Below are 21,345 nucleotides of genomic sequence, written 5' to 3'. Positions count from 1 at the left end.
TAGATGAACGAAATGAAATGTTTAATCGTGGATGATGAACGATACAGCCGCCAGGAACTCGTTCATTTACTCTCACATTTTAAGTCGATAAATGTGATCGGTGAGGCTGATTCAGGTGAAACAGCAGTGATCAAAGCACTTCAACTTCAACCAGATGTTGTTTTTCTTGATGTTGAGATGCCCAAAATGAATGGGATGGAAGCAGCAAAAGCCTTATTGGAACTTAAGAAATCTCCTCTAATCGTTTTTGCGACCGCTTATCCTGAATTTGCTGCAGAAGCTTTTCGATATGAAGCGATTGACTATCTTCTGAAACCCTATGATGAAGAACAGCTTCATCAAACCGTACAACGTCTAGAGAAGTTGATGCAAGTATCTACTAAAGAAGAACCTCCGCCAAAGAAAGGCAAGCTCTCAGTTGAACTAGAAGGTGAGATTCATTACCTCGATCCCAATGATATCCTCTTTATTTTTCGCGATGAAAAAGTCTCACGGATCGTTGTAAAAAATGGCGAGTACGAAGTGAAGATGGCGCTAAAAGAACTTGAAAGCCGACTATCCTCCTTTTCGTTTTTTAGAATTCATAAAGGATATCTAGTTAATCTTCACTACGTGACGCGCCTGACCCCATGGTTTAATGGTGCTTATCAGCTTGAATTAGAAGGTGTTCGAGAAAAGCTTTCTGTAAGTCGTAATTATGTAAAAGCACTACGTACAGAACTTGAATTGTAATTCCGAGTGCATTTCAGTCTTTCATACAAACATCTCAATCCAACTTTCAGACATGTTAGAGCGGAATTAATCCATTCCTCCCTCTCATCTCTTATACTTTATGTAAACGCATACATTGTACGGAAAGGGATGGTTTCATGTATACATTTCTAGCAGGAATTGCACTTCTTATAATTGGTTATTTTACTTACGGAAAATTTGTTGAGAAAATTTTTGGCATTAAGGAAGCACGTCAAACCCCCGCCTATACGCATCAGGATGGCGTCGATTACCTTCCAATGAACACGAAGAAGAACTCCTTGATTCAATTATTGAACATTGCAGGAGTTGGTCCAATCTTCGGCCCGATTCTTGGTGCACTCTACGGGCCAGTCGCTTTTCTCTGGATCGTATTTGGCTGTATTTTCGCAGGAGCTGTTCACGATTACCTTACAGGAATGATCTCCATTCGTAACAGGGGCGCTCACTTACCTGAACTTGCAGGAAAGTTTCTTGGAAAAGTGATGAAGCACGTTGTGAATGCTTTCGCTGTGCTACTTCTCCTCCTAACAGGAACGGTGTTTGTCACAGCACCAGCTGGACTATTGAACAACTTAATGAACGGCTGGGCAACAATGGGTCTTATTCTAGGAGCGATTTTTGTTTACTATATCCTAGCTACATTGCTACCGATTGATAAAATCATTGGACGCTTTTATCCGATTTTTGGTGCGCTTCTTCTTATTAGCGCACTCGGCGTTGGTGCTGGACTTGTGTTCACTGGCGCACCGATTCCTGAAATCACGCTAAGTAATTTCCACCCTGACAACGCACCAGTCTTTCCGTTGTTATTCTTAACAATCTCTTGCGGCGCACTTTCTGGATTTCACGCTACACAAACGCCAATCATTTCGCGTACAACGCAAAATGAAAAACAAGGTCGCAACATTTTCTACGGAATGATGATTGCAGAAGGTGTCATTGCAATGATTTGGGCTGCTGCTGCTATGAGCTTATTCAATGGACCGGTTGGGTTAAATGAACTGCTTGCAAATGGTGGTCCCGCTGCGATTGTAAGTGAAGCTTCTACTCTCATGCTAGGTGCGATCGGTGGAACGCTTGCCATTCTTGGTGTCATCGTCCTTCCAATCACGTCCGGCGATACAGCCTTCAGAAGTGCTCGTATGATTATTGCAGATTACTTTAATTACTCTCAGCGTAAAGTAACAAATCGCCTCTGGATCGCACTACCGCTTTTCGTTGTCGCATTTGGGCTTACGAAAATTGATTTTACCCTTCTGTGGAGATACTTCTCATGGGCTAACCAGTCTACAGCGATGATTGCCTTATGGGTTGGCGCGATGTACTTGTTTATTGCGAAGAAAAACTACTGGATTGCCATGATCCCAGCAATTTTTATCACAATGGCAACGACAACTTACATTCTTAATGCACCAATCGGCTTTCGCTTACCAATGAATGTCGCCTACATCGGCGCAACCATCATTACGATCGGCGTTATTGTAGCTTTCTTCTACTCTGCTCGTAAGCAACGCGCTGCCAACATTCCACTAGAAATCGACATTTCCGGTTGGGATAAGGATAGCGTTGCTTAAAGGGATACATTGAACAGAGAATCCCCTTTGACGGATAGCGTATTAAACCGAAAAGGTGTGATGATATGGGCTGCTGCCAATCGAAAGATAAAACGACTCTTGAAGAGGAAGAAGAACGTATTAATGAGAAGGGAAAAGAACAGCTCCCTCTCTTTGGAAAAGTGATTCTTAGCGTTTTGTTTCTTTGCGGAATTGCGCTAATCACCTATTTATGAAATTTTAAAAAGGGAGCGAGATCGAATCCATGATCTCGCTCCCTTTTTACTACTCAATCGAAAGATGCCGAACTCTTTCAGGGTTATACTCATTTAGCCAATCATTCGCTTCTTGAATAAGCCATTTCCCATACTGATCCAAAAAATGAGTAATCTCTTCTCTTGAGGATGTAGGAAATACAGCGTATGTTAAGGCTTGTTTCATATAAGACTCTTTATGTGGATAAAAATTACTAAACAGCTTATAAGCTGGATAAAGGTCTCTTGTATACATTGGATCTTTCTCCATCACAAGCGCGAGACCGCTCCGGACAATGATTTTCATAATCCATCCGCAGCAATCCGCTATATCTTCAATATCTTCATTTCCAACAAGATCGCTTTTTGCCTGAACGATGTGGTTTTCTAGCTGAATCAGATGATCATTTGCAAGAGCTCTATGTGGCTTGAACCTAGGAATAGCTTTTGCCACATCTTTTCCATAAACACAGAGACTGGACGTTTTCAGCATGAATGGAATGATTGAAAAGGAAGTTAACCCCTCTAACTCTTTAGCTGAATAGAAACTTATCTCACACCCATTTAACCATGGAAATTCATCAACTAATTGTTGATTCAATAATTCAGCTACTTGCTCATTCCCGTTCTCTGTTAAAACAATGAGATCCAGATCAGACACACCTTCTATTCCTTTCCCCTTTGGCACTGATCCTCTTAAATAAATACTGCTTAAAGGCATAGCTATAGTTAAAATCTCCACAGCACGATCGATCGCGTTTCGATAGTTTCTATTGATTTTCTCCCAGGACGTATCATTTACAAGGTACCCCTTATGATCGACTTGATAGAAAGACCCAATTTGTTTAATACCGTCCATTTCATCCCTCCTTCTTTCTATCCTTATCATAGCTACTTTATTCCTTTTACAAAAGAGCCGTTATTTTGTTTCAGCTCCATTCCTGTCCAAACCCCATCTATCTGAATTTCATAAAGTAATAATGCACGATCTAAGAGTTTCCCGACTCTTACATTTAACAAGAAAAGAGGAATAACATGTCTTATCACGACGAATTCACTAAAAACGCTGGTAGGTGTATAGCCATTCGCTGTCATGATGGCAAAACGCATTACGGTTACATCGATCATTGTGACCGCGACAATGTCTATCTTCGACCAATGGATGGCCAAAACGATGGTCCAGGCTTTGGAAGCTACTTCTTTTTCGGAGCGGCTCTCATTGCAGTCGGTCTTGCCTCCATCGCCGCTTATAGCTGGTCACCTTTCTTTTTCTGGTAAAAAGCAAAACGCTCAGATTTTGAGCGTTTTTTTACATAGACTTCTCATGTAATCATATTTATTTTACCTTATAAAATTAATTTTTCATGTAAACCTTTTCATGTGATCTTTGTCACATATGAGCAATTAAATCCACGTTATATTATGTATGTGAAAGACATCACATACAATAGATTGGTGGAATTAATATGAAAAACGAACGATATACAACTAGAGTTGCTGTCATTGGAACTGGATTTGTTGGGACAAGCTATGCTTTCGCCTTATTAAATCAAGAAGTAGTAAATGAAATGGTGCTCATTGACTTAAATAAAGAAAAAGCTGAAGGAGAAGCAAGAGATTTAAATCACGGGATGCCGTTTGGATCAGCTATGAGAATTTGGGCAGGGGATTATGAAGACTGTCGAGATGCTGACATTGTCGTAATTACAGCCGGCGCAAATCAGAAACCTGGGGAAACGAGACTTGATCTTGTTGAAAAGAATGTAAACATCTTCAGGGGAATTGTTACTGCCGTTATGGAGAGTGGTTTTGACGGACTATTCATCGTTGCAACGAATCCAGTAGATATCCTCTCTTATGCTACATGGAAATTCTCTGGTCTACCGATGGAACGCGTTATTGGTTCTGGTACGATTCTTGATACCGCAAGACTTCGTTACTTAATCGGCGATCATTTCAAGGTCGATTCTAGAAATGTACATGCTTATATCCTCGGCGAGCATGGCGATACGGAGCTTCCAGTATGGAGCCACGCTACCATTAGTAGCCGCCCAGTAACGAAAATGCTATCAGAAGAAGAGTTGCCAGTACTTGACGAGATTTTCACGAACGTCCGCGACGCAGCTTACCACATTATTCATCGGAAAGGCGCAACTTATTACGGTATTGCAATGGGACTTGTACGTCTGACCAAAGCGATTCTAAGAAACGAAAGCTCTATCCTAACGATTTCAACATTGATGCAAGGTGAATATGGTCTTAATGACATCTATATTGGCGCACCTGCCATTATCGACAGAAACGGTATTCGAGAAATTGTAGAGCTTGATCTCACAGAGACCGAGATGAAACAACTGCATCATTCTGCAAGGACGTTACGCGAAGCAATGAAACCCTGTTTTGAGACGGTTAAATGAAACCCTACTATAACACATAAGAGGTGATCCCCATGGAAACATGGACACAAGTATATGACCCATTTAATAACATCTGGCTATCCGCTTTTATTGCTCTTATTCCGATTTTCTTTTTCTTTCTTGCTCTTACAGCATTTCGAATGAAAGGGCATATCGCTGCTACTGTTACAGTGATGCTCGCTATAGTGATTGCGATTCTCTTCTATGATATGCCTATTACGATGGTTGCAGCGACAACTGGTTACGGTTTTGCATTTGGCTTATGGCCAATTTCTTACATCGTAATTGGAGCTGTCTACCTTTATAAACTTTCTGTAAAAAGTGGGCAATTTGATATTATCAGAAGTTCCATTGTATCCATTACGGACGACAAACGAATTCAAATGTTACTCGTCGCCTTTTCATTCAATGCGTTTCTTGAAGGCGCAGCTGGTTTTGGCGCACCGATTGCCATTACAGCCGCCCTACTTGTCGGACTTGGATTCGAACCACTTAAAGCAGCTGGACTATGTTTAATCGCTAATACAGCTAGCGGTGCTTTTGGCGCAATGGGCATCCCAGTCATTGTTGCTGGTCAAGTAAGTGGACTCGCCCCAATGGAAATTGGGCAATTTCTCGGCACGTCTCTTCCCTTTATCTCTTTCACAATTCCATTCCTACTCGTCGTCATTATGGATGGTATGAAAGGCTTGAAAGAAGTATGGCCACCAGCTCTCGTTGCCGGTAGCACATATGCCATTACGCAATGGGCGACAGTCACATTTATTGGACCTGAACTCCCTAACATTACGTCTTCCATCGTTAGTTTAGTAGCCGTAGCTGTATTCGTGAAAATATGGCATCCAAAAATGCAACAAACTCAGGGAATTAACCCTGAAGTGGAGGCACAACTGGCTGTTTCTCTTGACCCTGATGCTCAACTAACCGCAGGTAGAATTTTAAAAGCATGGTCTCCATTTATTGCGTTAACAGGAATGGTAACAATCTGGAGTTTAAAACCTTTCAAAAATTTATTTGTAGAAGGCGGATTACTTGAAGCAACAATTCTTCAAATTCCTGTACCTGGACTCCATAATCTCGTCATTAAAACAGCACCAATTGTAAGTGAACCTACACCATATGGGGCGATGTTGAAACTTGATCTTCTTTCAGCAACAGGAACAGCCATCTTCATCGCTGCGGTCCTATCTATTTTCATTCTTAGAATGAGTCCTAAAGCAGCGCTAGAAGCTTTTGTTGAAACAATAAAAGAACTTCAAAAGCCCGTACTTACAATTATGATGGTGCTAGGATTTGCCTTCATTGCAAATTATAGTGGCATGAGCTCTACATTAGGTCTAGCTCTTGCTGCAAGCGGAGGTGTCTTCCCATTCCTTTCTCCACTCCTAGGATGGCTTGGCGTATTCTTAACTGGTTCTGTTACGTCTAACAATGCTTTATTCGGGAACTTGCAACAAATTACTGCTCAACAAATTGCTGTTCTTCCAATGGTTCTCGTTGCTGCGAATACTGCAGGTGGCGTGATGGCAAAAATGCTATCTCCTCAGTCTATCGCTGTTGCAACAGGTGCGGTTGGCCTAGTAGGACGAGAAGGAGATCTCTTCCGTTTCACTCTCAAATATAGCTTCGTCTTTTTACTCATCACCGGGGGCATCACTTTTGCGCAAGCGATTTTCATAAGTTAACCATTTATTTTAGGAGTCAGGAAACTGACTTCTATTTTTTTGCTTAACTAAATTTAGACGCTAATTTTAAAGACATGTCCACACCATTCAATCAGTTTGTCCATATACTGCTATCAGAAGATGGCTTTTGAGGAGTGAAATAAATGGGTTGTTTTATTAGAGGACAAGTGATCATTACAAACAATAGCGGAACGGTAGTCCAATGTGCACACACGATCTCCCCAATCTCCGTAAGTAATACGGTTAGTGGATCCGGTGGGGGCAATACAGGATCATTTATGATTGTAAATAATTTCTATAGCGTTGCAAAAGGAATAAAGTCCGGACAATAGGCATCATTATCCTTTTTATGAAGTAAAGCCAATCGATTAACGATTGGTTTTTTCAATTCCTAACGTAATGAAAGTGTCAGGAGATATGCGATAATGAAGAGGACTCTAATCCAATCAGAGAGGTGGTAAGTAACATGGAGAAATTTTTCTACGGAGATAACGAAAATCAATTTGGCGAACTACGACTTCCAGAAGGAGAAGGACCTTTCCCTGTGGCAATCGTTATTCACGGCGGCTTTTGGAGAAAACCGTTCACACTCGAGATCATGAGAAAAGTAGCGGAAGATTTAACAGCGAGTGGATTTGCCACGTGGAATATTGAATACCGTCGAACGGGACAAGAAGGTGGAGGTTATCCTGGAACACTTACAGATGCTGCAAAAGCAACTGACTACATAAGGACACTTGCAGAATCCTTTCCGCTCGATCTAAACAAAGTGGTTACGATTGGACATTCAGCTGGGGGCCATCTTGCTACATGGATTGCTGCGCGTCACCGTATAGATAAGAATAGTGAGTTATTCATTACGGACACCCCTCTTCCTATTCACGGAGTGGTTAGCCTTGCAGGTGTGAACGATCTTGAAATGATGCATGGTGTTCATGAGTACAGAGATCAAGTTCTCTCTCTTGAACCAAATAATCCTACCGCAGAACTACTAGGTGGTTCGCCTAGAGAATATCCAGAGCGCTACAAAAATGCTTCCCCTGTGGAACTTCTTCCGCTTGGTGTGCAACAAATTCTCGTTCATGGTGCGCTAGATATCAATGTTCCGATCGGGATTAGTGATTACTACCAGCGCGAAGGTGAAGGCGAAGGCGATTTTGTTAAATTGATCGAGCTTCCTTCAGCAGAACACTTTGTGCTGACCGATACAACTTCATTTGCATGGGAAACGATTAAAGAAGAACTTTCACTTTTAGTCGAATATTAAAATAAACGAAAAGCCGGGGAGCGCCCCGGCTTTTCGTTTATTTCTATACAGACTCTTTCGTCTCAATCGGTTTGCCAAGGACGTTCTGATTGTAATTCTTCCCCCACTCATACATGGAGTCGAGTATAGGCATTAATGTTTCACCTTGCTCGGTAAGGGAATACTCTACTTTCGGAGGGACAACAGGGTATACTTCTCGATGTACGATTTGGTCGTCTTCTAATTCTCGTAGCTGGTTCACTAGCATACGCTGTGTAATTCCCGGCATTAGTGACTTTAGCTCACCAAATCGCTTCGTTCCCTGCTTACCTAAATGCCATAAGATAAGCATTTTCCATTTGCCTCCGATAACCGCAAGCGTTAATTCTTTTTCACAGTAAAATGTTTTATCCTGGGTACGTGACATACGCATCACCTCCGTTTAAGCCCAGTATAACTCATAGTATACTTTTTGACACTATGTAAGTTTAATGTGCGTACTTACATTAATAGGTTGTAAGCAGTATACTTGCTACTACACCAACAGATCGATTATATTGGTGTCGGACAAGAGAGAGAAAGAAAAAATATGGACTGGGAGTGAAAGCATTATGAAATTACAGCTAGCATTAGATTTGGTAAACACAGAAGAAGGTATTGAACTAGTGAAAGAAGTTCAGGAGCATATTGATATCGTTGAAATCGGTACGCCGATCGTCATCAATGAAGGTCTTCGTGCTGTCAAAGATATGAAAGCAGCATTCCCTAACCTTGAAGTTCTTGCAGACCTTAAAATTATGGATGCTGCAGGATATGAAGTTATGAAAGCATCTGAATCTAACGCAGATATCATCACAATTCTTGGTGCTGCTGAAGATGAATCAATCAAAGGTGCTGTTGAAGAAGCGAAGAAACAAGGTAAGGAAATCCTTGTTGATATGATGGCAGTGAAAGATCTCGCAACTCGTGCGAAAGAAGTAGACGCACTTGGCGTTGACTATATTTGTGTCCACACTGGATACGATCTTCAAGCAAAAGGCCAGAATTCTTTCGAAGACCTTGAAACAATTAAAGGCGTCGTAAAGAATTCGAAAACAGCAATCGCTGGTGGCATTAAGCTTGATTCTCTTGAAGAAGTTGTAAAAGTACAACCAGACCTTGTCATCGTAGGTGGCGGTATTACTGGTGAAGACGATAAAAAAGCCGTTGCATCAAAAATGCAAGAGCTTATTAAAGGATAATCAATCATGCAGACTACTCACTATTTAGCTGAAATCATTGATGAGCTAAATCGTTCAGTAGATCTCATTGCTGACGAAGAAGCGGAACAGCTCGCTAACGAAATTCTGGAAGCGAACAAGGTTTTCGTTGCTGGCGGTGGTCGATCTGGCTTTATGGCAAAGTCTTTTGCGATGCGCATGATGCACATGGGAATTGATGCTTACGTTGTTGGCGAAACGGTCACACCAAACTTTGAAGAAGGTGATCTTGTCATCATCGGATCAGGTTCTGGTGAAACGAAACAGCTCGTTTCCATTGCTAATAAGGCCGCCAATATCGGCGGAAAGATCGCAGCTGTAACAATTAATCCTGACTCAACAATTGGCGAGCTAGCAGACATCATCGTAACATTACCAGGTTCACCAAAGGATCAGTCAGGTGATTATGAAACGATTCAGCCAATGGGCTCTTTATTTGAACAGACTCTTTTACTTTTCTATGATGCGATAATTTTACGCTTTATGGATAAGAAAGGGTTGGATACGAATAAGATGTATGGAAAGCATGCGAACTTAGAATAGTGTTAAACGCCTGAAAAACCTCTAAAGTAGAGGTTTTTCAGGCGTTTTTGCATGATAGCATACTCTATCTTCCTTTTATCCCCAACAAACCCATGACATTTATCATGGTTATGTCCTGACGTTTGTGTCTTACACCATGACACCAAATCCTCTATCATTAGGCTTAACGTTATTTCAACTATGCCTAACAAAGGGGTAACCATATGAATGAACAAAAACAAAAACAAAAAGAATTGAAAAAAAGTGTATCAACTTTCGCAAAACCCGACACGGTCGTAGGGGTACGACAGCTCTTGAACACCCTTCTTCCATTCTTATTGCTATGGTTTCTGGCTTATCAGAGCTTAAGCGTGTCCGCCTGGCTAGCCGTTCCACTTGCGATGATCGCAGGAGGATTTGTCGTTCGAATCTTTATTATTTTTCACGATTGCACGCACGGCTCTTTCTTCAAGAGTCAAAAAGCAAACCGGATAGTTGGTACGATCTCTGGGATCATCACTCTCTTCCCGTTTGAAAAATGGAAACGCGAGCATAATATTCATCACGCAACAAGTGGAAACTTAGATAAGCGTGGAACAGGTGATATCTGGGTGATGACAGTTGAAGAGTATGCTGCAGCTACATTCTGGGGTAGACTCGCTTATCGTCTCTACCGTAACCCGATTGTGATGTTCGGACTTGGTCCGATCTATCTTTTCCTTATCGCTAACCGTTTTAATCGCAAAGACGCGAAACGTAAAGAGCGTATGAGCACATACATTACCAACGCATCAATCGTTGCGATCTATTCCCTATTGATCCTGGCTATTGGATGGGAAGCGTTTCTAATCATTCAACTTCCAATTCTTTATGTTGCTGGTTCACTTGGAATCTGGTTGTTCTATGTTCAGCACCAATTCGAGGACTCTTATTATGAAGATGAAACAGAGTGGGACTTTGTAAAAGCAGCCGTGGATGGCAGTTCTTACTATAAACTTCCTAAACTTCTTCAGTGGGTATCCGGAAGCATCGGGTATCATCACGTGCATCACTTAAGTCCAAGAGTGCCAAATTATCATCTTGAAAAGGCGCATGAATCAACGCCTCCATTGCATAAGGCGACGACGATTACGTTATTATCAAGCCTTGAATCCATTCGATTCCGTCTATATGATACAAAGAATAAAACGTTCGTTACATTTAAAGAAGTAAAACCACTTCTTAAAAATCCTGCAAAGCTTGCGATGATGACTACGAAAAGACCAAGCTTCCAGGAAAAATAACATTACTGAAAAACCCATTCAGCCTGGATGGGTTTTTCAATATCTTTAAAGAGATTATACTAATGGTAGATAAGTGACAGGCGAATACTGATGGTATATCCTGTAATTAAAGCACCTCGAAAGGAGATCCCTATGCAAAGCTGGTATCATATCATTCCTAAGAACACTGGGATCAGTTCTTACGTTTGGATTATTTTTTGTTTGCTACCCTTCTTTTTTATTTTCCGATCTTCATCGGTTATAGAAATTACAATCGGCATCTTCGTCATTCTTTTATTTTTCTTATCCTATCGATTATCTTTCATATCAAATAGTAAATTAGTCTATTTATGGGTCAGCATTGAAATGGCCATAAGTATTGTGATGACGATCTTATTCGGTTATGTCTACTTCGCTCTGTTTTTAGCGTTTTTCATTGGTAGCATCGAAAATAAAGCAGGTTTTCTAACACTCTATATTGTTCATCTCACAACGACTATAGCTGCAACAGTCATTATATTCTTCACTCACGATGATACATTACTACCACAGCTCCCATTTATTTTCATCTGTGTGCTTGGAGTGGCTCTGCTTCCTTTTACCATTCGCTATCGAAACAAACAGCACCGCTTGGAGCAACAACTCCAAAACGCGAATGAGAAAATTTCGCAGCTGATGGTGATTGAAGAAAGAGAACGGATTGCGAGAGATTTACATGATACACTCGGGCAAAAACTATCGATGATCGGACTTAAAAGTGATTTAGCTAGAAAGCTAATTCCTGTTAAGCCTGATGCTGCTATTAATGAAATTCATGATATTCGACAAACAGCCAGAACCGCTCTAAAAGAAGTACGTGAAATGGTATCGAATATGCGTGGAGCCAGAGTTGAAGACGAGCTTTTACGCGTACAACAAATTTTACAGGCCGCAGAGATGGAATTTCATTTTGAAGGTAATCAACAACTTGAGAATACACCGTTACTCGTAGAAAATGTCTTAAGCATGTGTCTCAAAGAAGCTGTGACGAATATCGTCAAGCACAGTAACGCTTCATGGTGCAGAGTTCTGATTGAACAATCTCCAACAGATGTCCTCATTCAAGTCGAAGATAACGGTGATGGCATCCCAGAAGGAACAACTTCATTCAAAGGACACGGACTACAGGGAATGAGGGAGCGACTAGAATTCGTAAACGGCTCTCTTGATATTAATTCTTCAACAGGAACAACTTTAAATATTCGTGTACCAAATGTGATTCAACAAAAAGAACAGGAGGGATCGGTGTGATACGCATCGTGCTTGCGGAGGATCAGCGTATGCTACTTGGGGCGCTTGGCTCCTTACTCGATCTAGAAGAAGGAATGGAAGTTGTCGGTCAGGCGACGAATGGTGAAGAAGCGATTTCTTTAGTAAAAGAATTACAGCCAGACATTTGTATTATGGACATTGAAATGCCACTTAAAAGCGGACTTGATGCAGCTGAAGAGCTAAGCAGTCATTCATGTAAAATCATTATACTAACAACCTTTGCTCGTGCTGGTTATTTCGAACGTGCTCGTAAAGCCGGCGTTAGTGGCTATCTTCTGAAGGATAGTCCGAGTGATGAGCTCGCGAGCTCGATTCGAAAGATCATTGAGGGTCAGAGGATTTTCTCGCCTGAGTTAGTGGATCTAGCTTTCGGTAATGAAAATCCGCTAACAGAACGTGAGAAGCAAGTCATTCAGTTAATGGCTGATGGTAAAAACACAAAAGACATTTCAAGTGAACTTTACATTACCCCTGGAACGGTTCGTAATTATATTTCTGTCATTCTGGATAAATTAGAAGTAACAAATCGAATTGAAGCGATATCGCGATTCAAGGAAAAGGGCTGGTTCAAATGATGAACCAGTCCTTTTTTTTAGAAATGTTTTTTTATGTTAGTTACAAACTCTTTTCCTACTCGAGTTGCTTGTCCTTCTCGATGACGAACAAGGGCAAGATACACCCTTTCATGCTCTCCTTCTTCGATCTCTACCATGACGATATCACGTTCTTTTAGTTGCTGATTGTAGCGTCGTAATGGCTGATGAAGGGTATGCTTCTTTTAAATAGAAAGTACAAAATTCTGCTTTAGTAAAGCAGAATTTTGTTATTAGTCTTATAAAGATCTACCTAACTTTCTTCTACCTAGTCCATCACCTAAGCACGATTCATATCTCCTTCATACACTAAAGAAGATCCTATGAAAGGAGATGATTTCATGAGTTATGGTTACGGATGTGGAAACCAGGTAGGCGGCGCTGGATATGGCGGCTGTGGAAACCAGGTAGGTGGCGCTCGTTACGGGAATGGCTTCGCGTTGATCGTTGTTTTGTTCATTCTTCTTATTATCGTTGGCGCTGCGTTTGTTAAAGGGCAAGATTGCTAATTTTTTTTATCACAACCATCAGGGAGAATTCCTGGTGGTTGTTTTTTTGTCCTTCTGTTCATATCCCCTTCAGAAATATTTAGAAAAAGGACATTCATTCTGGTTCGTTTCTGATAAAATACAATTGTTAGTAACTACCATTTAAAAGGAGAGCACCTGATATCAGGTGCTCTCCTTTTAATCTATTCCTATCGCTTCATTCACTGACTCATACATTTCTCAATTCAAGCCTCTGAAGCTTCAAACTTATGAGTATCGTGAGACGAGTACTAAGTCCCAAGCATAACCTTTCAATTACAGTGAACTAATTTCATCCTTAATTGAATTCGTTCCAGTTACAACCTGAAATTCTTTCCCAATGGTTGCATCATTTTCAAGAGTGGCCAAAATGACACTTGCCACATCTTCTCGAGGAATTTCATTTCTCTCTACTTCGTATGCTGCATTCACTTTGCCAATTCCATTATCATTTGTTAATAAACCTGGATGGATAATTGTATAATCCAAATCAGTTGCTCTTAACCATTTGTCTGCATAATGTTTGGCTACCACGTATGGTGAAAAGGAAGAAGGTGCAGACTGGATGGCTTCACGAGATGTATCAAAGGAACTGATCATAATAAAACGCTTCACACCAGCTTGTTTTGTAGCCTCAATTGTTTTTACAGCACCGTCTAAATCAACAAGAACGGTTTTGTCTGCTCCAGTGTTTGGTCCAGAACCTGCTGTGAAGACAACAGCATCTACGCCTTCAGCAGCTTTTGCTATAGCGTTAATGTCTTCTTCCAAATCAACTACCGCTGTTTCAGCACCTAAATCTTTAAAGTAGGAAGCTTGCTCCTCTTTTCGAATCATAACTTTCGCTTCTAAGTCTTTATGATCTTGAATAAATGAAACAAGATGCTTTCCAACCTGACCGTTTGCACCAACAATAAGTACTTTCATTCTTTACTACACCCTTTCTAAGTATATTAAGCTATCAAATGATCATTAGCACAATGTTATCAATTCTTATAAATGGTTTTGTAACATCAATGCTCTACATTATTCATATACCCGTTAACATGATGCGTAAAGCATAAGAGTTTAGCGAAATGGATATATCTTTCTATTTAATTAGCTTATAAGTATTCTAAAAGTGTGGGGACGGCTCACGGAATTGACCATGATCAGCCCATGAATTTAACTAGTCCTCTATTATTTCAATTATGATCTAACGTTCTATTCGTTACCTAATACACTAATTACTTTTTTCCATTTATTAATCCCTCCCCCTCTATCTCATTATTTCTAGTAAAATGGTAAAGGAAACTAGTAAGGAGATGAAAATCACATATGTCATATAAAATGATTGTATTAGATTTAGACGATACATTGCTCAATGCTGATCAAATGATTTCTGCTCGAAGCAAAGAAGCTCTTATGCAAGCCCAGCAAGAAGGAAACAAAGTCGTGCTTGCGTCTGGACGCCCAACATTCGGAATGGTCCCATATGCTGAGGAGCTCCTGCTCGCAGACTATGAGAGTTATATTCTTTCTTTTAACGGCGGAAAGATTATTAACTGTCATTCCAAAAAGGATTTCTTCAGTCAGACATTATCTGTCGAAGCTGTTCAACGACTTTACGAAATCAGTCTTCGAGAGAACGTCTATATTCACACTTACGTCGAGGATGAAATTATTACCGCCGAAAAAAATCCCTACACAACGATTGAGTCTGATCTAACAGGTCTACCAATCACTGTCGTCGATTCGTTTATCGATCGTGTCACAGAACCAGTAGTAAAAGTTCTGATGGTCGGTGAACCGGAGCATCTGAAGAAAGTGGAAACCAAACTTCAAGCTGAGTTAGGTGAAGAATTCAGCGTGATGCGTTCTAAGCCTTACTTTCTCGAGTTTACTGATAAAGGGATTACGAAAGGCACGAGCATCGAGAAGCTTATTAACGAGCTCGGTGTTAAACGGGAAGAAGTCATTGCAGTTGGAGACAGCTACAATGATCAAGAAATGATTGAATTTGCAGGCCTAGGTGTTGCAATGGGTAATGCCCCTGATGACATCAAAAAGATTTCTGACTATATTGCAGATACGAACGAGAATGATGGTGTCGCAAAAGTGGTTGAAAAGTTTCTTTTGAAGGATCAGCTTATAACAAAATAGGTTACTAAAAAGAGAGGCGGGGATTACCGCCTCTCTTTTCTATTATATGATATGCCATAAACTGTTTTTTGAAAGAGGTAAACTCGTAATGGAATCGAAAATATATAGTAAGTGGATAAATAAACCCGAAACAAGGGTGACTATTTCTTTCCCATTAATTGTAACCGCTTTATAAAACGAGTTATTAAATTTATTTTGTGAAAATTAGTGCATAACTCTTCCAAAATGATTATTAATTTATTATAATTATAATCTAATAGGAGTTATAATTAATTTTCTTAAATTCGGAAGGAGATTGAAATATGGATAAAAATGAAATGCATGACAGCCAAGCTGGGAAGTGCCCTGTCTCTCACGGCCAAACAAAGGAAGATAGCGCCATTACTACGACTAAAGTGAAGACTACAAATAAAGACTGGTGGCCGAACCAGTTAAACTTGCAACTTCTTCAACAGCACGACCGCAAAAGCAACCCAATGGGGGAAGACTTTGATTATGCTGAAGAATTCAAAAAGCTGGACTATTATGCACTGAAGCAGGATCTTCGTGACTTAATGACAGACAGCCAGGACTGGTGGCCAGCTGATTATGGACATTATGGCCCTCTCTTCATCCGTATGTCATGGCACGCAGCTGGTACATATCGTACTGGTGACGGACGTGGCGGTGGCGCTACTGGATCGCAGCGTTTTGCACCATTGAACAGCTGGCCAGATAACGCGAGCCTTGATAAAGCACGTCGCCTCCTTTGGCCAATCAAGCAAAAGTACGGAAATAAGATTTCTTGGGCTGATTTACTTGTCATCACGGGGAACGTTGCGCTTGAATCAATGGGCTTGAATACATTTGGTTTTGCTGGCGGACGCGAAGATGTGTGGCATCCAGAAGAAGATATTTATTGGGGTGCTGAAAAAGAGTGGCTTGGTGACAACCGTTATTCAGACGACCGCGAGCTCGAAAGTCCGCTAGCTGCCGTTCAAATGGGGCTTATTTATGTGAATCCTGAAGGACCAAATGGCGAACCAGATCCACTAGGAAGTGCACGTGACATTCGTGAAACATTTGCCCGAATGGGAATGAATGATGAAGAAACGGTTGCTCTTATTGCCGGTGGTCATACATTTGGTAAAGGACACGGCGCAGGAGATGCTGAGGCTAACGTTGGAGCCGCACCGGAAGCTGCTGATATTGAAGAGCAGGGACTTGGTTGGAAGAACTCTTACGGAAGTGGTAAAGGTCGCGACACAATTACAAGTGGTGTAGACGGCGCATGGACCGCTAATCCAACAAAATGGGATAACGGATACTACGACTTACTATTCGGCTATGAGTGGGAATTAACAAAAAGCCCTGCAGGAGCTCACCAATGGAAGCCAGTGAATCCTAAACCAGAGCACCTTGCACCAGATGCTGAAGATCCTTCAATTAAAGTGAATACTATGATGACAACAGCAGATATGGCGCTTCGTGAAGATGAAATTTATGAAAAGATTTCACGTCGCTTCCACGAGGATATCGAATATTTCGCTGATCAATTTGCACGTGCATGGTTCAAATTGCTTCACCGTGACATGGGACCGAAAGAAAGATACCTTGGCCCTGAAGTACCACAGGAAGATTTGATCTGGCAGGACCCGATCCCGAATGTGGATTACGAATTGACTGCTGCTGAAGTTGAAAACCTGAAAGCTAAAATCCTCGACTCCGGATTAAGTGTCAGCGAGCTTGTGACAACAGCTTGGGCTTCTGCAAGTACGTATCGCGGTTCTGATTATCGCGGTGGTGCTAATGGTGCGCGTATCCGCTTAGAGCCACAAAATAACTGGGATGTAAATGAACCAGAGCAATTATCAAAAGTACTATCCGTATATGAGAAAATCCAAAGCAAACTTGATAAAAAAGTTAGCCTTGCTGACTTGATTGTTCTTGGAGGTAGTGCAGCTGTAGAAAAAGCGGCAAAAGATGCTGGTGTTGACGTTACTGTTCCATTCTCACCAGGACGCGGGGATGCAACCGAAGAGCAAACAGATGTTGAAAGCTTTGACGTATTAGAGCCAATGGCTGACGGATTCCGTAACTATCAGAAGAAGGAATACACGTTAAGTCCTGAAGAGCTACTCGTCGACAAGTCACAGCTTCTCGGTCTAACTGCTCCTGAAATGACCGTTCTTATTGGTGGTATGCGCGTACTTGGGACAAACCACAAGGGTACGAAGCATGGCGTGTTCACTGATCGCGTTGGTACACTAACAAACGACTTCTTTGTAAACCTACTCGACATGGGAATTGAATGGAAGCCAGCTGACTTCAATGAATACGAAGGACGCGACCGCAAAACAGGCGAACTTGTCCGCACTGCTTCACGCGTTGACCTCGTCTTCGGTTCAAACTCCATCCTCCGTGCTTATACAGAAGTCTATGCACAAGAAGACAATAAAGAGAAATTCGTGCGCGACTTTGTGTCAGCATGGGTGAAGATCATGAATGCTGATCGTTTTGACCTGAAAATGAGTAAGGATAAAATGGCGTCTAACGCATAATAAATCATAAAAGCACCATCTCAAACGCTTAGAAGAGTTTGAGATGGTGCTTTTTTTCGGTCATCTTTCAGTTCCTGATGTTTTCACTCGTAAATCTAACTTATTTTTCTAATGGCAAACGAGAACTGAGAATCTCACTTTTGCTTTTTAACGTATATGCATTTCTTTTACTAGAGTAGTCAATGATCATATCTTCTTTGAAAAAGGATTCGTGCTTAACTCCTAAAACCACAGGCTTATAATTAGTCTCTAACAACTTCTCACCTGTCTGTGTTTCCTTGGAAGACAAAGCCTTAAATGTGATCCAATCCGCACCAATACTACATCCACCTAAACTAGGATTAAGCTGAAAAGCTACGTGATCCTCTGTATTTAAATGTTCAATTGCAGCGTCCGTAAACGTAATAGTCAAGATCCTCACTCCTTCAAGAATACAATAATGCTTCACGCCTAAACCATATCACACCACTATATGCGATTCAATTTAATTGCACTCTATTCAATTTCACAAAATATATTTCAACAAGTATAACTATTATAAAGACTAATCCTGCTATAAACCAAACACCTTATGGCAACTAATTAAAATCCCACCTCAACTTTGGAGTTAAGGTGGGATTTAGTGAAGTTTATTATAGCTCCAGTACGGCTACGCACTCGACGTGCGTCGTATGCGGGAACATATCAACCGGCTGAACTTCTTTCGTTTTAAAACCACCATCTTCTAAGATGCGTAGATCACGAGCGAGCGTAGCTGGGTTACATGATACATAAACGACTTTCTCAGGCTTCATATCAATAATTGTTTGAAGTAGAGCTTCGTCACACCCTTTACGTGGTGGGTCAACGACGATCACATCAGGCTTGATGCCCTGCTCTTTCCAGGCTGGAATGACGTTCTCTGCTTCACCTACCGCAAACTCTGCGTTTGTAATGCCGTTTAAATCAGCATTTCGCTTCGCATCTTCAATCGCTTCTGGTACGATTTCAACGCCGTATACCTGCTTTGCTTTTTGCGCGAGGAAAAGAGAAATCGTTCCGATGCCGCAATAAGCGTCGATGACCGTTTCATTCCCAGTAAGTCCAGCGTATTCAAGCGCCTGATCGTAAAGCACCTTTGTTTGATCAGGGTTCACCTGATAAAACGAGCGAGCTGAGATGGCGAATTTAATGTCGCCGATCGTATCGTAAATGTATGGTGAGCCCCACAGGACGCGGGTTTCGTCACCGAAGATCACGTTCGTGCGCTTTGGATTTACGTTTTGAACGATTGATTTCACTTTCGGAAGTTGCTCAGTGATGTCTTTGATGATGTTCTTGCGATTTGGTAAGTCTTTGTTTTTTGTAACGATGACGACCATGATGTCGTCTGTTTGCTTTCCGTATTTTGCAACAACGTGTCTGAGCGTTCCGCGATGTGAACGCTCGTCGTATGCACGGATGCCGTACTTCTCAGCAATTCCTTTTACAACTCGTAAAACTTCATCGTTTTCCTGCTCCTGAATGAGGCACTGGTCCATGTCGATAATCTGGTGACTGCGCTGCTGGTAGAAGCCAGCGACGATCTTACCATTCTGTTCGCCAACTGGTACCTGAGCTTTGTTGCGGTAGCGCCATGGGTCTTCCATGCCAAGCACAGGATGAACGGGTACGTCGATTTTCGCGATCCGCTCCATCACATCTTGAACTTGCTTATGCTTGAACTTCAACTGGCTATCGTACGTAATGTGCTGTGTTTGGCAGCCTCCACACTGATAGAAGATTGGACACGGCGGCATGTTACGGTCTTCGCTCTCAACTTTCACATCAAGAATCTTTCCGAAGCCGTAACCTTTCTTCGTTTTGATCACTTTCACGTTCGCTGTTTCGCCAGGGATACCGTACGGGACGAAAAGCGTGTAACCATCTATTTTCGCAACGCCTGCTCCGTCATGGGAAAGGTCTCTGAACTCTACTTCAACAACGTCATTCTTTTTTACAGGTACTTCTTGATTACTCATTTGGTTTCCGTCCTTTTCCGTTCAATTTCATGTACAAAAATTGTACCACAGTGTGAATGGATCGCGAAATGTATCAGCGCGGTGCTTTTTGCATGTGAGGCAAGCTCGATTTCATGGTTTATTGGCCAAAATGGGATTATATTGGCTAAACTCACGATATATTGGCCAAATCTGAAATATATTAGCCAAAATCAATTTTTATTGGCCAAACCCAATTTCCCTCCACTACAACAGAAAAAGCCAGAGCTCTCAGTCTCTGACTTCTCCCATACACTTCACTTCTACTCACCTGAAATAGCGCGCTTGTGCGCGGCTTCTTCTTCGTTTGTATGTTTCTCGCTCGTTTCTTTCGGGACGATCATTGTGATGTGACGATATAAGTTCGTAAACTCTGCTGGAAGTGGGCCGCCGTACTCTCCGTCCAGGTTGAGCTGCATTTTATCGACTGATTCTACTTTGATGTGACTTGCTTTTTTATAGACAACATTTGGATCATTAATATGATCACCACGTAGCGCACTACTTGCGATCCGAATGAATTCTGCGATGTTCGTCTTTTTCAAAATCATGAGATCGAACAGTCCATCATTCAATGACGCATGAGGGGCTAGCTTTTCAAATCCGCCGATGGAATTTGAGTTAGAGACTAGAAAAAGCATAATTTCATCTTCAAAGAGTTTTCCATCATATTCAATCCGAGTCCTCGCCGGGCGTATGGATGGAAGCATTTCGATGCCTTTCATATAATAAGCTAGCTGGCCAAGCATTGTTTTAAGCTTACTAGGCACTTCATACGTTAATTCAGTCAGGCGTCCGCCACCTGCGATGTTGATAAAGTAATGTTCGTTTACACGACCAATATCAATTGGCATTTCAAGGCCGTTGCATAGGACATCCATAGCACCTTCAACTGTGCGAGGAACGCCAATCGCTCGTGCGAAATCGTTCGTTGTACCAACTGGAATAATCCCCATTTTTGGACGATACGGCTGCTCAGCGATGCCATTGATTACTTCATAAATCGTTCCGTCTCCACCTGCAGCAATAACAAGATCAAATCGTCTTTCTACAGCGATGCGCGCTGCTTCCGTTGCATCCCCTTCACAAGTGGTTGCATGGGCAGACGTCTCGTACCCATTTACTTCAAGGCGTTCTAAAATGTATGGCAGCGAGCGCTTCACTTGTTCTCTACCGGACGTTGGATTATAAATTAGTCTTGCACGTTTCATCCTTCATCATCCTATCTTCTCTATCTTAATTCTTTCATTCTGATTTGCATGT

At 41.6% G+C, this 21,345-nt stretch carries 21 protein-coding genes and 1 pseudogene; 16 read left to right on the top strand and 6 right to left on the bottom strand.

From position 1 onward, the window contains the following. The first annotated feature begins 3 nt into the window (after positions 1–3). The 3 genes from AC0VYH_RS01885 to AC0VYH_RS01875 all read left to right on the top strand — a co-directional run bounded on the left by AC0VYH_RS01885 (position 4) and on the right by AC0VYH_RS01875 (position 2,542). Positions 4–732, top strand: a complete 729-nt coding sequence (locus AC0VYH_RS01885; protein WP_283153128.1) for a LytR/AlgR family response regulator transcription factor — start codon at positions 4–6, stop codon at positions 730–732. A 137-nt stretch (positions 733–869) separates the two neighbouring features. After that, positions 870–2,327: a carbon starvation CstA family protein gene (locus AC0VYH_RS01880; RefSeq protein ID WP_194222389.1), complete on the top strand. Its 1,458-nt coding sequence runs from the start codon at positions 870–872 to the stop codon at positions 2,325–2,327. Between the two features lie 65 nt (positions 2,328–2,392). After that, the gene (locus AC0VYH_RS01875) at positions 2,393–2,542 is read left to right on the top strand and encodes a hypothetical protein (protein WP_283153130.1); all 150 of its coding nucleotides are present in this window, start codon (positions 2,393–2,395) and stop codon (positions 2,540–2,542) included. Between the two features lie 49 nt (positions 2,543–2,591). On the opposite strand, the gene AC0VYH_RS01870 is transcribed toward AC0VYH_RS01875, so the two are convergent. Continuing rightward, the gene (locus tag AC0VYH_RS01870; protein ID WP_475366401.1) at positions 2,592–3,419 is read right to left on the bottom strand and encodes a nucleotidyltransferase; all 828 of its coding nucleotides are present in this window, start codon (positions 3,417–3,419) and stop codon (positions 2,592–2,594) included. Positions 3,420–3,595: 176 nt separating this feature from the next. Between AC0VYH_RS01870 and AC0VYH_RS01865 the strand changes: the two genes are divergently transcribed. From AC0VYH_RS01865 to AC0VYH_RS01845, 5 genes are all read left to right on the top strand, one after another. Continuing rightward, positions 3,596–3,838: a hypothetical protein gene (locus tag AC0VYH_RS01865; protein ID WP_475366400.1), complete on the top strand. Its 243-nt coding sequence runs from the start codon at positions 3,596–3,598 to the stop codon at positions 3,836–3,838. 188 nt (positions 3,839–4,026) lie between these two features. Continuing rightward, positions 4,027–4,977 carry an L-lactate dehydrogenase gene (locus tag AC0VYH_RS01860; protein ID WP_475366399.1) on the top strand — a complete coding sequence of 317 codons (951 nt, stop codon included), beginning with the start codon at positions 4,027–4,029 and terminating at the stop codon, positions 4,975–4,977. A 32-nt stretch (positions 4,978–5,009) separates the two neighbouring features. Continuing rightward, positions 5,010–6,662 carry a lactate permease LctP family transporter gene (locus tag AC0VYH_RS01855; RefSeq protein ID WP_475366398.1) on the top strand — a complete coding sequence of 551 codons (1,653 nt, stop codon included), beginning with the start codon at positions 5,010–5,012 and terminating at the stop codon, positions 6,660–6,662. Between the two features lie 143 nt (positions 6,663–6,805). After that, complete coding sequence (locus AC0VYH_RS01850; protein ID WP_475366397.1) at positions 6,806–6,994, top strand: spore germination protein; 189 nt, start codon at positions 6,806–6,808, stop codon at positions 6,992–6,994. Positions 6,995–7,128: 134 nt separating this feature from the next. Next, the gene (locus tag AC0VYH_RS01845; protein WP_475366396.1) at positions 7,129–7,929 is read left to right on the top strand and encodes an alpha/beta hydrolase family protein; all 801 of its coding nucleotides are present in this window, start codon (positions 7,129–7,131) and stop codon (positions 7,927–7,929) included. A 43-nt stretch (positions 7,930–7,972) separates the two neighbouring features. Here AC0VYH_RS01845 and AC0VYH_RS01840 read toward each other — a convergent pair whose 3' ends face one another. Further along, complete coding sequence (locus AC0VYH_RS01840) at positions 7,973–8,335, bottom strand: winged helix-turn-helix transcriptional regulator (protein WP_098446173.1); 363 nt, start codon at positions 8,333–8,335, stop codon at positions 7,973–7,975. Positions 8,336–8,519: 184 nt separating this feature from the next. On the opposite strand from AC0VYH_RS01840, the gene hxlA reads away from it, so the two are divergent. The 6 genes and pseudogenes from hxlA to AC0VYH_RS01810 all read left to right on the top strand — a co-directional run. Then, the gene (gene hxlA / locus AC0VYH_RS01835; RefSeq protein ID WP_430247007.1) at positions 8,520–9,149 is read left to right on the top strand and encodes a 3-hexulose-6-phosphate synthase; all 630 of its coding nucleotides are present in this window, start codon (positions 8,520–8,522) and stop codon (positions 9,147–9,149) included. Between the two features lie 6 nt (positions 9,150–9,155). After that, on the top strand, positions 9,156–9,710 hold the full coding sequence (hxlB, locus tag AC0VYH_RS01830; protein WP_475366395.1) for a 6-phospho-3-hexuloisomerase: 555 nt from the start codon (positions 9,156–9,158) through the stop codon (positions 9,708–9,710). Positions 9,711–9,913: 203 nt separating this feature from the next. Further along, positions 9,914–10,972 (top strand): Delta(5) desaturase DesA, encoded by a 1,059-nt coding sequence (gene desA / locus AC0VYH_RS01825; protein WP_194222399.1) that lies wholly within the window; start codon positions 9,914–9,916, stop codon positions 10,970–10,972. A gap of 132 nt (positions 10,973–11,104) precedes the next feature. Continuing rightward, positions 11,105–12,241 carry a sensor histidine kinase gene (locus tag AC0VYH_RS01820; RefSeq protein WP_303533718.1) on the top strand — a complete coding sequence of 379 codons (1,137 nt, stop codon included), beginning with the start codon at positions 11,105–11,107 and terminating at the stop codon, positions 12,239–12,241. Then, entirely contained in the window at positions 12,238–12,837 is a 600-nt protein-coding gene (locus AC0VYH_RS01815; protein ID WP_194222401.1) for a response regulator transcription factor, read from the top strand. The genes AC0VYH_RS01820 and AC0VYH_RS01815 overlap by 4 nt, the downstream gene beginning before the upstream one ends. A gap of 440 nt (positions 12,838–13,277) precedes the next feature. Further along, a pseudogene (locus tag AC0VYH_RS01810) lies at positions 13,278–13,364 on the top strand (YjcZ family sporulation protein); the annotation flags it as partial. A 294-nt stretch (positions 13,365–13,658) separates the two neighbouring features. Here the strand turns inward: AC0VYH_RS01810 and AC0VYH_RS01805 are convergent. Next, positions 13,659–14,309, bottom strand: coding sequence for an SDR family oxidoreductase (locus AC0VYH_RS01805; protein WP_430247013.1), 651 nt, complete (start codon positions 14,307–14,309; stop codon positions 13,659–13,661). Positions 14,310–14,699: 390 nt separating this feature from the next. Here AC0VYH_RS01805 and AC0VYH_RS01800 point away from each other — a divergent pair, with 390 nt between their 5' ends. Together AC0VYH_RS01800 and katG are read left to right on the top strand one after the other, a co-directional pair. Further along, positions 14,700–15,524: a Cof-type HAD-IIB family hydrolase gene (locus tag AC0VYH_RS01800; RefSeq protein WP_475373217.1), complete on the top strand. Its 825-nt coding sequence runs from the start codon at positions 14,700–14,702 to the stop codon at positions 15,522–15,524. A gap of 302 nt (positions 15,525–15,826) precedes the next feature. Further along, positions 15,827–18,064, top strand: a complete 2,238-nt coding sequence (katG, locus tag AC0VYH_RS01795; protein ID WP_475373216.1) for a catalase/peroxidase HPI — start codon at positions 15,827–15,829, stop codon at positions 18,062–18,064. Positions 18,065–18,164: 100 nt separating this feature from the next. Here the strand turns inward: katG and AC0VYH_RS01790 are convergent, their stop codons facing one another. The 3 genes from AC0VYH_RS01790 to AC0VYH_RS01780 form a co-directional block, all read right to left on the bottom strand. Then, positions 18,165–18,476 (bottom strand): iron-sulfur cluster biosynthesis family protein, encoded by a 312-nt coding sequence (locus AC0VYH_RS01790; RefSeq protein WP_475366392.1) that lies wholly within the window; start codon positions 18,474–18,476, stop codon positions 18,165–18,167. 220 nt (positions 18,477–18,696) lie between these two features. Further along, positions 18,697–20,064, bottom strand: a complete 1,368-nt coding sequence (gene rlmD, locus AC0VYH_RS01785) for a 23S rRNA (uracil(1939)-C(5))-methyltransferase RlmD (protein ID WP_475373215.1) — start codon at positions 20,062–20,064, stop codon at positions 18,697–18,699. A gap of 281 nt (positions 20,065–20,345) precedes the next feature. Beyond that, the gene (locus tag AC0VYH_RS01780) at positions 20,346–21,293 is read right to left on the bottom strand and encodes a diacylglycerol kinase (RefSeq protein WP_194222420.1); all 948 of its coding nucleotides are present in this window, start codon (positions 21,291–21,293) and stop codon (positions 20,346–20,348) included. Positions 21,294–21,345 lie beyond the last annotated feature (52 nt).

The organism is Anaerobacillus sp. QJM3NY_32 (assembly GCF_056173645.1).
Note: the sequence above shows the minus strand (reverse complement) of the source record. Positions and strands in the feature narration are given on the sequence as shown.

What these genes read in the sequence shown, in the direction of transcription:
- AC0VYH_RS01840 (WP_098446173.1), bottom strand. Translation starts at nt 8,335, where the DNA reads ATGTCACGTACCCAGGATAAAACATTTTACTGTGAAAAAGAATTAACG.
- AC0VYH_RS01885 (WP_283153128.1), top strand. Translation starts at nt 4, where the DNA reads ATGAACGAAATGAAATGTTTAATCGTGGATGATGAACGATACAGCCGC.
- AC0VYH_RS01845 (WP_475366396.1), top strand. Translation starts at nt 7,129, where the DNA reads ATGGAGAAATTTTTCTACGGAGATAACGAAAATCAATTTGGCGAACTA.
- hxlB (WP_475366395.1), top strand. Translation starts at nt 9,156, where the DNA reads ATGCAGACTACTCACTATTTAGCTGAAATCATTGATGAGCTAAATCGT.
- rlmD (WP_475373215.1), bottom strand. Translation starts at nt 20,064, where the DNA reads ATGAGTAATCAAGAAGTACCTGTAAAAAAGAATGACGTTGTTGAAGTA.
- katG (WP_475373216.1), top strand. Translation starts at nt 15,827, where the DNA reads ATGGATAAAAATGAAATGCATGACAGCCAAGCTGGGAAGTGCCCTGTC.
- AC0VYH_RS01860 (WP_475366399.1), top strand. Translation starts at nt 4,027, where the DNA reads ATGAAAAACGAACGATATACAACTAGAGTTGCTGTCATTGGAACTGGA.
- AC0VYH_RS01855 (WP_475366398.1), top strand. Translation starts at nt 5,010, where the DNA reads ATGGAAACATGGACACAAGTATATGACCCATTTAATAACATCTGGCTA.
- desA (WP_194222399.1), top strand. Translation starts at nt 9,914, where the DNA reads ATGAATGAACAAAAACAAAAACAAAAAGAATTGAAAAAAAGTGTATCA.
- AC0VYH_RS01875 (WP_283153130.1), top strand. Translation starts at nt 2,393, where the DNA reads ATGGGCTGCTGCCAATCGAAAGATAAAACGACTCTTGAAGAGGAAGAA.
- hxlA (WP_430247007.1), top strand. Translation starts at nt 8,520, where the DNA reads ATGAAATTACAGCTAGCATTAGATTTGGTAAACACAGAAGAAGGTATT.
- AC0VYH_RS01870 (WP_475366401.1), bottom strand. Translation starts at nt 3,419, where the DNA reads ATGGACGGTATTAAACAAATTGGGTCTTTCTATCAAGTCGATCATAAG.
- AC0VYH_RS01805 (WP_430247013.1), bottom strand. Translation starts at nt 14,309, where the DNA reads ATGAAAGTACTTATTGTTGGTGCAAACGGTCAGGTTGGAAAGCATCTT.
- AC0VYH_RS01780 (WP_194222420.1), bottom strand. Translation starts at nt 21,293, where the DNA reads ATGAAACGTGCAAGACTAATTTATAATCCAACGTCCGGTAGAGAACAA.
- AC0VYH_RS01820 (WP_303533718.1), top strand. Translation starts at nt 11,105, where the DNA reads ATGCAAAGCTGGTATCATATCATTCCTAAGAACACTGGGATCAGTTCT.
- AC0VYH_RS01880 (WP_194222389.1), top strand. Translation starts at nt 870, where the DNA reads ATGTATACATTTCTAGCAGGAATTGCACTTCTTATAATTGGTTATTTT.
- AC0VYH_RS01800 (WP_475373217.1), top strand. Translation starts at nt 14,700, where the DNA reads ATGTCATATAAAATGATTGTATTAGATTTAGACGATACATTGCTCAAT.
- AC0VYH_RS01850 (WP_475366397.1), top strand. Translation starts at nt 6,806, where the DNA reads ATGGGTTGTTTTATTAGAGGACAAGTGATCATTACAAACAATAGCGGA.
- AC0VYH_RS01865 (WP_475366400.1), top strand. Translation starts at nt 3,596, where the DNA reads ATGTCTTATCACGACGAATTCACTAAAAACGCTGGTAGGTGTATAGCC.